This window comes from Campylobacter sp. 107 (genome assembly GCF_002383835.1).
Classification (GTDB): Bacteria; Campylobacterota; Campylobacteria; order Campylobacterales; family Campylobacteraceae; genus Campylobacter_D; species Campylobacter_D jejuni.
The window spans coordinates 19368-32027 of record NZ_NXBA01000010.1; the positions used below are offsets into that span (position 1 = coordinate 19368).

Below are 12660 nucleotides of genomic sequence, written 5' to 3' on the forward strand. Positions count from 1 at the left end.
AGATAAAATCCTTGCTATTTTATAGCTTTTGCTTGCAAATCAAGGGGTGGTAAATTTTCTATATAAATACTACGACTTGGGAAAGCAAAAGTTAAACCATTTTTTTCAATTATACGCATAAACTCAAGCATTAAACTTTGTCTAGCTTCTCTAAAATCTTTTCCGCCTATTTCTTTGGTATAAAAATAAAGCTCTATATTAATACTACTATCTGCAAATTCACTTAAAGCCACATAACAAGCATTTTTATAGCCTTCTAAATCATTAATAGATACAAGATTTTGACGATATTTTGTTGTATGATCGCCATATTTTAATGCGCTATCCTCATCGTGAGCTACTAAATCACTTGTATGCAAAAATTCTCTTAGATCTTTTACGCATTGTTCTAGTTTTTCAGGAGTAGCATCATAACCAACACCCAAATACATTCTAACATGGCGACCCATGCGTCTTTTACTCCAATTTTTGATATTAGCTCCCATAATAGTTGAATTTGGTAAAAATACAAGACAATTATCAAAAGTTCTAATAGTAGTTTTTCTAAGTCCTGTTTCAACCACTGTTCCTTCTATGCCTGAAACCTCTACCCAATCTCCTTGATTAAAGCTATTATCAAAAAGTAAGAGTATAGAAGCAAAGAAATTTGCAATGATATCTTTCGCCGCTAAAGCAACAGCTAAACCACCAATTCCCAAAGATGCAATAATAGCCGAAATATTAAAACCAAGTTGAGCAAGAATATATAATAAAGCTATAATAATAATGACAAAATATAAAATTTTAATAATTAAATTTACAACTTCTTTTTTTCCACTTTTTTGAGCAAGTTTAGAAACCAATACCACGCCATAACCATCAAGCATTCTTAAAATAAGCCATGCAATTAAAACTGCATAAACTATATGAAAAAAATTACTTAAATTTACACTCAAAGGTGCAGGATAAGTTGCTATAGTAAGACAAAGAGAAATAGCATAGACAATCAACAAGAAGCCTACGGGTTTTTTAATATTCTCAATAAAAATGACTTTAATATCATCTACATCATTTTTATTTCTATAAAAAAACTGAACAAGGAAAAAATATACTATATTTGCAAAAAAACGTCTTAAAGATGTAAAAAATACTAAAACCAAAGCAGAAATTACTATTTTTCCGATATTAACAAAACTTACCCCAATTGCCTCATTTATACGATCTATCCAAACTTGAAGCTCGAGTAATGAAAAAATATAATTACTTTCAAGCAAATCTGCATTTGAGCGTAAATACTTAAGAATTTCAGAATAAGAATCTACAGCATTACTGATATATCTTTCTTTTAGGGTAATTTTTTCTAATTCTTCTGGATTTGTAATTTTGCTTTTAAAACTATCTAAATTAACATTAGAAGAATTTTGTAAATTTTCCATTGCCTTATCAACAGTAGCAATCAAATCTTCACTGCTTGCTGTATTTTTAAAAAGTTTTTCCACTTCAAACAAAGAAGAATAAAAACTTTCCACAATATTAAAATAAACTAGATTAAGAGTGGCATCTGTATAAATATAAGGCTTATTAATATTCTTTTTTTGAACATCTAGTAATTTTTCTTTTGCTTTTAAAAATCTAGCCACTGCCTCTTCATTAATCTTTTGTCCTACTATCATATCGGGTATTTTTGCTAAAATAGTCTTTTTGTCTTTTTCAAATTCACTTAAAATACCATTAAAAGTGCTTGAATTTTCATCATTGTTTTTCTTAAATTCTTTAATTTGATTGTTAAGATCAACATATTTTTCAACTAAAGCATAAATTCCTTCATCCTCTTTACTAATATTCGCATCAATAAATTTAAATTCTTGTGCTCCAAGGTATAAAATAAAAAAACATAAACTAAAAATAATTTTCTTCATTGAACTTTCCTATCCTGTATTAAAGTAAAAATTTTTGCTTTAAAATCATACTCATAAATTTCACCTGTCTCTATAATATAATACCAAGCATGTACTTCTATTTTTCCTTCATCTAAAGCTTCTTGCACGCCTGGATAAGTAAGTATATTTTGCAAAGAATTTACTAAATTTAATTTTTCTGTAAGCCATGAACGCATAGCCAAATCGTCTCTTGCAAAAATCATTACATCTTTTTTTATCGGATCTAACATAGTAAGCCATTTTTTCACATTAGGAATTTTATTTAACTCTTCATCAGAATAATAAAGAGCATTGCAACCTCCACAATTACTATGGCCACAAACGACGATATTTTTAATATGCAATGAATTTAAAGCATACTCTATTGCTGAAGTTGTCGCTAAGTAATCTTCCCCAATGCGATAAGGTGGAACTATATTTGCAATATTTCGTATTACAAAAAGCTCACCTGGACCCGTATTAGTGATCAAATTTGGAATTACTCTAGAATCAGAACAACCTATAAAAAGAGTATGGGGATTTTGCTTATTTTTTAGACTTTCAAAAAGTTCTTCATGCTCCTTAAAGTCTTCTTGCATAAACTTAATCGCACCACTAATAAGATTTTCCATAAAACCAACCTGAAACTAAAATCTTGAAATTATAACAAAATTTCAGCAAAGATTTCATTTAATCATATAGATATTATATAAATTAACTTTTTATTTAGTCTAATATGTTAGATTTCACTCAAGATTTTAAAAAATCTAACAATTTTGCAAGGAGAATTTTATGAGTCTTTATGATAGAGACTACTCAAGATCAAAAGAATTTGAAAATACACGCTCAAGCGAATTAAGTATTTTTATTAAACAAACTTATCAACTTTTTGCTGCTTCATTATTAGCTGCAACAGTAGGTGCGTATGTAGGAATTTTTGCTTTAGCATCATTTTTTATACAATCACAAGTAACTTTTTGGATCCTTTTTGCTGTTGAAATCGGACTTTTATTTGCTTTGCAATGGAAAAAAAGAGAGGCTCCATTAAATCTTGTTTTACTTTTTGGTTTTACTTTCTGCTCAGGTTTAACTCTTACACCTTTGCTTATTTCAGTTTTAGCTCTACCAGCTGGAGGAATTATCATCGCTCAAGCTTTTGCTTTAACAACGGTTGCTTTTGCAGGACTTAGCGTATTTGCTATGAATACAAAAAAAGATTTTACTGTTATGGGCAAAGCTTTATTTATAGTATTGATCGTTATTGTAGCAGCATCTTTACTAAACCTTTTCTTCCAAAGCAGTATAGTTAATCTAGCTATTTCAGCAGTAGCTGCAATATTATTTTCATTTTACATTCTTTATGATACGCAGAATATTATCCGCGGAAATTATGAAACTCCAATCGAAGGTGCAGTAGCACTTTATCTTGATTTTGTTAATCTTTTCGTATCTTTACTTAATATCTTAAGAAGCTTCAATAGCAGATAAATTTTTGTGGGATTTTTCTCACAAAAACTTTTCAAGTTTCAAAACTTTTCAAGTTTTATTTAGCTAAAATAATCATTTAAAAATTAACTTTTAGGAATTTTCAATGATCACTCTTTTAATCATTTTACAATTTATCATCGTTGTAGTTATTTGTATAGCAGTTTTACTTCAAAAAAGTTCAAGTATAGGACTTGGAGCTTATAGTGGAAGCAATGAAAGTTTATTTGGCGCCAAAGGACCAGCTGGATTTTTGGCAAAATTTACCTTTGTTATGGGAATTTTACTTATTGCAAATACTATTGGTCTTGGTTATTTATACAATAAAGTTAGCAAAGACTCTCTAGCAGAGAAAATTAAAGTAGAAAACAACAATACTACTATTCCAAGTGCTCCTATTGTGCCTGCTACCCCAAACACAAATTCTATCGCTCCAAGTGCACCACAACTTCCAAGCGATGTTAATTCAAGTAAATAATTAAAGGAAATGATAATGCTAAATGAAATTTTTAACAAACAAAAAACCCAAAGTGAAAAATCTTTAGAAGCCTTAAAAAAAGACTTCACCACTTTAAGAACTGGAAAAGTTAATACCCATATTTTAGATCATATTACAGTGGATTATTATGGAACTCAAACTCCTTTAAATCAAGTAGCAACTGTTTTAGCAAGTGATGCTTCAACTATTAGCATCACTCCTTGGGAAAAACCTTTACTAAAAACCATAGAAAGCGCTATTGCAGCTGCAAATATCGGTGTAAATCCAAACAATGACGGCGAAAGTGTAAAATTATTTTTCCCTCCGATGACTAGAGAGCAAAGAGAAGAAAATGTAAAACAAGCTAAAGCTATGGGTGAAAAGGCAAAAGTTTCTATAAGAAATATACGCAAAGATGCCAACGATGCAGTTAAAAAACTAGAAAAAGATAAGGCAATAAGCGAAGATGAAGCAAAAAAAGCTTATGATGAAGTGCAAAAACTTACCGACACCTATACAACAAAAATTGATGAGAGTGTAAAAAACAAAGAAAGTGAACTTTTAAAGGTTTAACGATGAATTTAGAGCAAATTTATAAAGATTGTGGTGCTTATTTAGAAGGGCATTTTTTACTAAGTTCAGGCAAACATTCGCAGTTTTATCTTCAAAGTGCAAAAGTTTTAGAGGATCCAAAATTAGCAGCAAAACTTTGTGATGAACTTGCAAAGATTATTGCAAGCTATAAGATAGAATTTGATAACATTTGTTCTCCTGCTTTAGGTGGAATTTTAGCAGGTTATGAGCTTGCAAGAGCTTGTAGTAAACGTTTTATCTTCACTGAAAGAGTAAATAAAGAAATGACTTTAAGACGTGGTTTTGAAGTAAAAAAGGGTGAAAAATTTATAATTTGTGAAGATATCATTACTACAGGTGGTAGTGCTTTAGAGAGTGCAAAAATCATTGAAAGTTTAGGTGGTATTGTTGTAGGTTTTGCAGCATTGGCAAATCGTGGTTTTTGTGCAGTAGAAAATTTAAAATCTCCAAGAAAAGATAATGCGAAATTACCTGAAAATTTACCACTCTTTACTCTAGGAAATTTTGAATTTGAAATTTATGATGAAACAAATTGTCCACTTTGTAAAAAAGGGAGTAAAGCTATAAAACCAGGAAGTCGTGGAAATTAAATGAAAACTAAAGCAAAAATTAGCTCTAGATGGCTAAGATTTAGAGCTTTGCTTATAGATATTTTTCTTATTTATATTCCTATTTTGTATTTATTTTATTTTCTATTAGGCTCTAAAGAAGCTTTTTTAAACAACCATTTTATCACAACTTTATGTACTTTTTTATTTGGCTTGATTCAAGCTATTTTTTTAACAAAAAAGGCACAAAGCCCAGGTCTTAAAGCATATGATTTATATCTTATTGATATAAAAACGGGAAAGAAACTAAGTTTTCTTAGAATTTTACTAAGATATGTGATATTTATTATAAGTTTTGGCTTACTCTTTGGTTTATTTGTCAGTTTTGTAAGAAAAGATCGTTTAAATTTACACGATATTTTAACTCAAAGTTGTATAGCTACCAAAGCATAAAGAAAGGTTAAAAATGCAAAGAAAAAGAATTTACAATCCAAGCTCAAACGAAACCCTAGGAGATCGTAAAGTTTTTGATGGTAACCCACATGGAATTTTAAATTTCACTAAGGCAAAATATACTTGGGCTTTAAAACTTTGGGATTTAATGGAGGCAAATACTTGGTTTCCAAAAGAAGTGGATACAACTAAAGATGCACTTGATTATCGCTGTAATTTAACTGCAGGTGAAAAAAGAATGTATGATTTGGTTTGGAGTCAGCTTATTTCTATGGATAGTTTTCAAACCAATAATTTAGCAGATAATATCAATCCTTACATCACAGCTCCTGAAATCAATGCGGTTTTAGCACGCCAAGCTTATGAAGAGGCAAACCATTCAAAATCTTACGCTGTTATGGTAGAAGCGATTTGCGATAATACAGATTTGATTTATGAAATGGAAAAGCATGATGAAACTTTGCGTGAAAAAAATGACTTTATTTCAAGCATTTATGAAGAATTAGCAGGCGATGTAGATGATAATAAACTCCTTTTGGCTATGGTGGCAAATCAAATTTTAGAAGGAGTATATTTTTATAGTGGTTTTACTGCCATTTACGCACTTGCACGTGCAGGAAAAATGCTAGGTTCAGCACAAATGATCCGCTTTATCCAAAGAGATGAAATCACACATCTTTTATTATTTCAAAATATGATCAATTCAGTACGCAAAGAAAGACCTGATTTATTCCATGATGAAAATATCAATAAAATTTATGATATGTTTAAAAAAGCTGGAGATCTTGAGATCAAATGGGGTAAATACATCACTCAAAATCAAATCATGGGCTTTACTGATGATATCATAGAAGAATATATCCATTATCTTGTAGATCAAAGATTAAGCGCGATCAATTTAGATAAGTTATACAATGCAAAACATCCTATTAAATGGGTAGATGATTTTTCAAAATTTAACGATCAAAAGAGCAATTTCTTTGAAAGCAAAGTAACGAATTATTCTAAGGGTAGTATAAGCTTTGATGACTTCTAAAACTTCTTTAGCCTTGCTTTGTGATTTTTATGAATTTACAATGTCTCAAGGCTATTTCAAAAACAATAAAAAAGATCAAATTTGTTATTTTGATATATTTTTTAGAAAAATTCCAGATTCAGGTTCTTTTGCTATTTTTGCAGGTCTTGAAGATATTTTAGACTTTGTTGAAAATTTGAGTTTTGATACAGAAGATATAGAATTTTTAAGAAAACAAGGTATTTTTGATACAGAATTTTTAGATTTTTTAGCCAGCTTTAAATTTAAAGGTGAAATTTATGCCATGCGTGAAGGAGAAGTGATTTTTCCAAACGAACCTTTACTTTGCGTTAAAGCTACAACTATAGAAGCACAGCTTTTAGAAACTTTTTTACTTTTAAGTTTAAACCACCAAAGCCTTATTGCTACCAAAACCAATCGTATCGTGCGTGCAGCTAAAGACAGTAAAATTTTAGAATTTGGTTCACGCAGAGCACAAGGAAGTGAAGCAGCCTTAAAAGGAGCAAGAGCAGCTTTTATAGGAGGTTGCATAGGAAGTGCTTGTACTTTAGCAGGAAAAATTTATAATATCCCTATCAATGGAACTATGGCACATTCTTGGGTGCAAATGTTTGAAAATGAACTTGAAGCTTTTAAAGCTTATGTGAAAATTTATCCAAAAAATCCTGTTTTTTTGATCGATACTTATGATTGTCTAAATAGCGGACTTAAAAATGCGATTAAAGTTTTTAAAGAATTTGGTATCCAAGAAGGCGGTGTCAGAATAGATTCTGGAAATTTACTTAAGTTGAGTTTGAAAATCAGACAAGAACTTGATCAAGCAGGACTTCAAAAATGTAAAATCATAGTTTCTAACGCCCTTGATGAATGGAGTATTAAAAAACTCAAAGAACAAAATGCACCTATTGATATCTTTGGTGTAGGTGAAAGATTGATCACTGCTTCAAGCGATCCTATTTTTAGTTGCGTTTATAAACTCGCAGCCTTAGAAGATCAAGGCATAAAACCTAAAATCAAAATCAGCGAAAATAACGAAAAATCAACCCTACCTCATTTTAAAAAGCTTTTTAGGGTTTATGATAAAAACACGCAAAAAATCCTTTTTGATGAACTTTATGTTTTTGACGAAAACCCAAATCAAGATGAAAATTTAGAACGCAAAGAACTTTTAGAATTAGTCTACAAAGAAAAAAGACTTCTTAAAAAGTCATCTTTAAATACTATTCAAGATTATACAAAAGAGCAAATTTCAAAACTCGATGAGAATTTTTTAGATCTTGATCGTTTTGTGAAATTTGAAGTAAAACTCTCGCCTAAACTTCAAAATATCACTGAAGATCTTTTAAAAACTCGTTTTTAAAATCCACATAATTTAAAGCGGATTGTTTTAGAAAGTTTATTTCTTCATTATTTAATTCACGCACAAATTTTGCAGGATTCCCAAGTATCAAAGAGCGTGGCGGAAATTTTTTACCCTTTGTTACAACGCTTCCAGCACCCACTATGCTATCTTCTTCTATCAAAGCACTATCCATGATAACAGCATTCATTCCGATTAAAACACGATTTTTTATCACACAAGCATGTATAACGCAATTATGTCCTATAGTTACATCATCTCCTATTATCGTAGGAAAACCAGCATCTTTTAACTTTCCTTTTTTATCAAATTCCCTATGCCAAACATGTACCGTGCTAAGATCTTGAATATTAGTTCTTTTGCCAATTTTTATAAAATTAACATCGGCTCTTAAAACACAATTAAACCAAATACTACTTTCATCTCCTATTTCTATTTCTCCTATGATTTTAGCGCCCTCTGCAACAAAAACATTTTGACCTAGTTTGGGACTATGATTTTTAAATTTTATAAGCATTTTTTTCCTTTTTATTTAAGTATAGCTAAGTTTAACTCTATTTCAACTTTTTTAGTTACAATTTTTATTTAAATTTATAGGAGAAGTAATGAACACATTTGAACAAAAAAGATGTCAAAATATGGCTGAAGAAATTGCACAAAAAGTTTTTATCAATGAAGAACTTTTTAATGCTTTTTGTCAAATTCCACGTGAAATTTTTTCTCCTTTAAAAGCCCATGCTTATCGCCTTGATGCTTTGCCTTTAGCAAATTCTCAATGGATTAGTTCACCTTTAACTGTAGCTAAAATGACTATGGCTTTAGATTTTAAAAATGCTGATAGTATTTTAGAGATAGGTTGTGGAAGTGGCTATCAAGCTGCGATTTTAAGCAAAGTCATAAGGCGTGTTTTTACCATAGAACGCATAGAAAATTTAGCCAAAAAAGCCGCTCAAACTTTCAGAGAATTAGAACTTTTTAATATCAATGTAAAATTTGATGATGGACAAAATGGCTGGAAAAATTATGCTCCTTATGATAGGATTTTATTTTCTGCTTATGCGACACAAATTCCTGAAATTTTACTTGATCAATTAAGCGATGACGGTATTTTAGTCGCTCCTATTTTACACAATGGCAAACAATTCATCACACGCCTTAGAAAAAATGGCACAAATTTACAAAAAGAAATTTTAGAAGAATGTTTATTTGTGCCTATAGTAGATGGAAAAGAATAAATTTTTTACAAAATTTATTAAAAACTCTTTAGAGCCTTTCTTAACTTTTCACTCATTTCATCAATATGTTCTTTTTGTAAAATCAAAGGAGGTAAAAATCTCAAATCATTCTCCCCGCAACTTATTAATAAAAGTGCATTTTCTTGACATTTTTGAATGACCTTAGCTACTTTTACACTTTTATCAAGACTCAGCCCTTGCATAAACCCTAAGCCTTTGCGTTTTTTACAAAAATCAAATTCATTTATCAACTCATCTAAACTTTGCTCTAAATAAGGCGTGAGTTTATTGACATTTTCTAAAATTTTTTCTTCTTTAAAAATTTCAAAAACTGCATTCACTCCTGCACAAACTAAAGGATTTCCACCATAAGTACTACCATGATCGCCTGATTCTAAAGAATTGCTTGCTACCTTTTGATTTATTACAAAAGCACCCACACTAAGCCCACAACCTAAGGCCTTAGCTGAAGTCATGATATCAGGCAAAATTTGTGCGTGCTCATAGGCAAAAAATTTTCCACTTCTACCCATGCCACATTGAATTTCATCAGCGATTAATAATATATCTTTTTCATCGCAAAGCTTTCTTAAGGCTTTGTAAAAATCTTTATTTGCAGGATTTATTCCACCTTCTCCTTGCACGCTTTCTAAGATAATGGCACAAGTTTTTTCATTCACCAGTTTTTCAACGCTTGAAATATCATTATATTTTGCAAATTTAACCCCTGAAATTAAAGGTTTAAAAGGCTTTTGATATTTTTCATTAGCAGTAAGCGATAAAGCCCCTAAAGTACGCCCATGAAAAGAATGCTTAAAAGCGATAAATTGTCCACCCTTAATACCTTTGTTAAAGGCGTATTTTCTAGCTGTTTTCATCGCTCCTTCTATACTTTCTGTACCAGAATTTGTAAAAAAAACACGCTCTAAAGCACTAGCTTTGGCTAAATTTTTAGCTGCAGCGGCTATGTTTTCATTATAATATAAATTGCTAGTATGTAAAAGTTTATCCACTTGAGCTTTGATTTTAGCATTAAATTTAGCATGATTATATCCTAAAGCACAAACACCTATACCACTTGAAAAATCAAGATATTTTTTAGCCTTATCATCAAAAAGATAAACCCCCTGCCCTTTTTCTAAAACTATATCAAAACGCTTATAAGTAGGGACAATATGACTTTGTTCTTTATAATCCATTTTCATCCTTTAACCCACCAAAGTGCCTATACCTTCATCAGTAAAAAACTCAAGCAATAAAGAATGCTTCACGCGTCCATCTAAAATATGCACCTTTTTGACTCCATTTTCACAAGCATCAATACAGGATTTTAATTTTACATGCATACCACCTTCTATTTTAGGAGCTAAAATTTTAGCTTGTTCAAGGCTAATTTTAGAAATCAAAGAATTTTTATCACTAAAATCCTCATAAAGCCCTGCGGTATCGGTTAAAAAAGCAAGTTTTTCAGCCCTTAAAGCCTTGGCGATCGCACAAGCTACGTCATCAGCGTTAATATTATAAGTATTAAAATCCTCATCCATGCCAATAGGAGCAATGATAGGTAAAAAATCTTTCTCTAAAAGCTCTTCTAAAATTTTCGAATTTACCTTTTGTATCGTGCCAACAAAAGCTAAATTTTCATCTTTTTTCACACATTCTAAAAGCGCGCCATCTTTACCACAAAGCCCTATGGCTTTAACTCCTAAATTTTGCAAACTATGGACTAAATTTTTATTGATATGATTTAAAACCATGCTGGCTACTTCAGTAGTGGCTTTATCACTAACCCTAAGACCGTTTTTAAACTCACTCTTTACGCCTAATTTTTCACACATAGCAGAAATATCTTTTCCCCCACCATGTACAATAATAGGCTTTAAACCCACGAGTTTTAAAAGAGCTATATCTTGCATCACACAATGCTTTAGCTCTTCATTTTCCATAGCTGATCCGCCGTATTTTATAAGTATAATCTTAGAATTAAATTTGCGTATATAAGGCAAAGCTTCGATTAAGACATTAGCTTTTTCTAAATATTTTTGCATGATCATTCCTTAAGCATTAAAGCTAGTTTGATTATACTCATTTAAAGAAAGATCGTAATAATTCGCATCTTCTCTTAAAGTAAAACCATAATGTTTCCAAAACTCATTGCCTAAATCATTGTTTTTAAAAGCGATCAGGGCGATTTTATTGATTTTTTGAGCTTTTAAAGCCTCAAGACAAAATTTTGTCATCTCGTGCGCTATGCCCTTTTTTCTATGATCTTTATGTACACATACATGATAAAATCCTCCTGTGCGTCCATCATGCCCACAAAGTATACTTCCTACAATTTCTTCATCAATCACTGCTACAACGCTAAGATTTGGGTTTCTATCTAAAAAATTTTCTATATTTTCTTTGCTATCATCAATGCTTCTTATCCCAAAGCCTTTTATCTCACACCAAAGCTTATAAACGGCTTCATAATCGCTTTTTTGCATAGCTCGTATTAACATTTTTATCCTTTACAAATTTGCAAAGAATTTAAGTCCTTCATCTTCATCAAAATCAAACATTAAATTCATATTTTGAACAGCTTGTCCTGCTGCACCTTTGATTAAATTATCAATAGCACCAAGCACAATAACACGCTTTGTGCGTTGATCTACACTAAAATTTATATCCGCAAAATTGCTTGATTTAACCCACCGAGTCTGCGGAAGCGACTGCGGCGGTAAAAGCCTTATGAATTTATTGTTTTGATAGTATTTTGTATAAATATCGCGTATATCTTGTTCTTGCAAATCCTCTTTTAAATTTGCATAAGCACTGATTAAAATTCCTCTTTGCATAGACACAAGATGAGGGGTAAATTGTAGAGTGATTTTCTTTTTGGCTGCATAGCTTAAATGCTCTTCAATTTCAGGAGTATGGCGATGCAAAGCTAAATTATAAGCTTTGATATTTTCATTAACTTCACAAAAAAGATTTTCCACCTTTGCACTTCTTCCTGCTCCACTTACTCCACTTTTTGCATCAATAATAACTGAGCTAAAATCAATGATCTTTTCTTTAAAAAGCGGATAAAGACTTAAGATAGAACAAGTGGTATAACAACCTGGATTTGCCACTAAACTTGCTTTTTTTATCTCTTCTTTATAAAGCTCACAAAGTCCATAAACCGCATTTTGCAAAAGCTCTTGATTAGGATGAGTGAATTTATACCAAAGCTCATAATCTTTAGGATTTTTAAGACGAAAATCCGCGCTTAAATCAATGATTTTCATCTTTTTTAATAAATTCTCATTTAAAAGTTTAGCACTAAATTCATGCGGAGTAGCCAAAAACAAAAGATCAAGTTCAAGTTCATCTAAATTTTTATTTTCAAAACATAAATTTAAAGGGGTGTTAGGATAAAGATCTTGATAATTTTGCCCCACGCTAGAACTCGAACCCAAATAAGAAATTTCAACCTTGGGATGATTAAGCAAAATGCGAACAAGTTCATTTCCCGCATAACCACTCGCTCCTAAAATCCCAACTTTTATTTTCATCTTTATCCTTTAAATGTAAAAGCAAGTATTA

The 12660-nt window shown here is 30.9% G+C and carries 15 protein-coding genes; 8 read left to right on the forward strand and 7 right to left on the reverse strand.

Features of this window, described 5'->3' with window-relative positions:
* Positions 1–14: 14 nt before the first annotated feature.
* A complete protein-coding gene (locus BGS40_RS00450) occupies positions 15–1898 on the reverse strand; it encodes a mechanosensitive ion channel family protein (RefSeq protein WP_087691748.1) in 1884 nt (627 codons plus the stop codon).
* Positions 1895–2530 (reverse strand): carbonic anhydrase, encoded by a 636-nt coding sequence (locus BGS40_RS00455; protein WP_002859401.1) that lies wholly within the window; start codon positions 2528–2530, stop codon positions 1895–1897. The genes BGS40_RS00450 and BGS40_RS00455 overlap by 4 nt, the downstream gene beginning before the upstream one ends.
* A gap of 160 nt (positions 2531–2690) precedes the next feature.
* Between BGS40_RS00455 and BGS40_RS00460 the strand changes: the two genes are divergently transcribed.
* From BGS40_RS00460 to BGS40_RS00490, 7 genes are all read left to right on the forward strand, one after another.
* The gene (locus BGS40_RS00460) at positions 2691–3386 is read left to right on the forward strand and encodes a Bax inhibitor-1/YccA family protein (RefSeq protein ID WP_002851668.1); all 696 of its coding nucleotides are present in this window, start codon (positions 2691–2693) and stop codon (positions 3384–3386) included.
* A gap of 103 nt (positions 3387–3489) precedes the next feature.
* A complete protein-coding gene (secG, locus tag BGS40_RS00465; RefSeq protein ID WP_052798008.1) occupies positions 3490–3861 on the forward strand; it encodes a preprotein translocase subunit SecG in 372 nt (123 codons plus the stop codon).
* Positions 3862–3870: 9 nt separating this feature from the next.
* Positions 3871–4434: a ribosome recycling factor gene (gene frr / locus BGS40_RS00470; protein ID WP_021137781.1), complete on the forward strand. Its 564-nt coding sequence runs from the start codon at positions 3871–3873 to the stop codon at positions 4432–4434.
* A 2-nt stretch (positions 4435–4436) separates the two neighbouring features.
* Positions 4437–5045 carry an orotate phosphoribosyltransferase gene (pyrE, locus tag BGS40_RS00475; RefSeq protein ID WP_052803668.1) on the forward strand — a complete coding sequence of 203 codons (609 nt, stop codon included), beginning with the start codon at positions 4437–4439 and terminating at the stop codon, positions 5043–5045.
* Positions 5046–5456, forward strand: a complete 411-nt coding sequence (locus BGS40_RS00480) for an RDD family protein (protein WP_002892687.1) — start codon at positions 5046–5048, stop codon at positions 5454–5456. It begins immediately after the preceding gene.
* Positions 5457–5469: 13 nt separating this feature from the next.
* Positions 5470–6492, forward strand: a complete 1023-nt coding sequence (locus BGS40_RS00485) for a ribonucleotide-diphosphate reductase subunit beta (protein WP_002851758.1) — start codon at positions 5470–5472, stop codon at positions 6490–6492.
* Complete coding sequence (locus BGS40_RS00490; RefSeq protein ID WP_096738221.1) at positions 6479–7852, forward strand: nicotinate phosphoribosyltransferase; 1374 nt, start codon at positions 6479–6481, stop codon at positions 7850–7852. Before BGS40_RS00485 ends, BGS40_RS00490 begins: the two co-directional genes overlap by 14 nt.
* On the opposite strand, the gene BGS40_RS00495 is transcribed toward BGS40_RS00490, so the two are convergent.
* The gene (locus tag BGS40_RS00495) at positions 7821–8369 is read right to left on the reverse strand and encodes a gamma carbonic anhydrase family protein (RefSeq protein ID WP_002874478.1); all 549 of its coding nucleotides are present in this window, start codon (positions 8367–8369) and stop codon (positions 7821–7823) included. The two genes, BGS40_RS00490 and BGS40_RS00495, sit on opposite strands and share 32 nt — an antisense overlap.
* Positions 8370–8457: 88 nt before the next feature.
* Between BGS40_RS00495 and BGS40_RS00500 the strand changes: the two genes are divergently transcribed.
* Positions 8458–9087, forward strand: coding sequence for a protein-L-isoaspartate(D-aspartate) O-methyltransferase (locus BGS40_RS00500; protein ID WP_002874477.1), 630 nt, complete (start codon positions 8458–8460; stop codon positions 9085–9087).
* A 17-nt stretch (positions 9088–9104) separates the two neighbouring features.
* Here the strand turns inward: BGS40_RS00500 and BGS40_RS00505 are convergent, their stop codons facing one another.
* From BGS40_RS00505 to argC, 4 genes are read right to left on the reverse strand one after another with little or no spacing between them, the layout of a single operon-like run.
* A complete protein-coding gene (locus BGS40_RS00505; RefSeq protein ID WP_079480970.1) occupies positions 9105–10292 on the reverse strand; it encodes an aspartate aminotransferase family protein in 1188 nt (395 codons plus the stop codon).
* Between the two features lie 3 nt (positions 10293–10295).
* Complete coding sequence (gene argB, locus BGS40_RS00510) at positions 10296–11141, reverse strand: acetylglutamate kinase (protein WP_079264061.1); 846 nt, start codon at positions 11139–11141, stop codon at positions 10296–10298.
* A gap of 3 nt (positions 11142–11144) precedes the next feature.
* Positions 11145–11591: a GNAT family N-acetyltransferase gene (locus BGS40_RS00515; RefSeq protein ID WP_002860626.1), complete on the reverse strand. Its 447-nt coding sequence runs from the start codon at positions 11589–11591 to the stop codon at positions 11145–11147.
* A 9-nt stretch (positions 11592–11600) separates the two neighbouring features.
* Complete coding sequence (gene argC / locus BGS40_RS00520; protein ID WP_002857251.1) at positions 11601–12629, reverse strand: N-acetyl-gamma-glutamyl-phosphate reductase; 1029 nt, start codon at positions 12627–12629, stop codon at positions 11601–11603.
* Between the last annotated feature and the right edge of the window lie 31 nt (positions 12630–12660).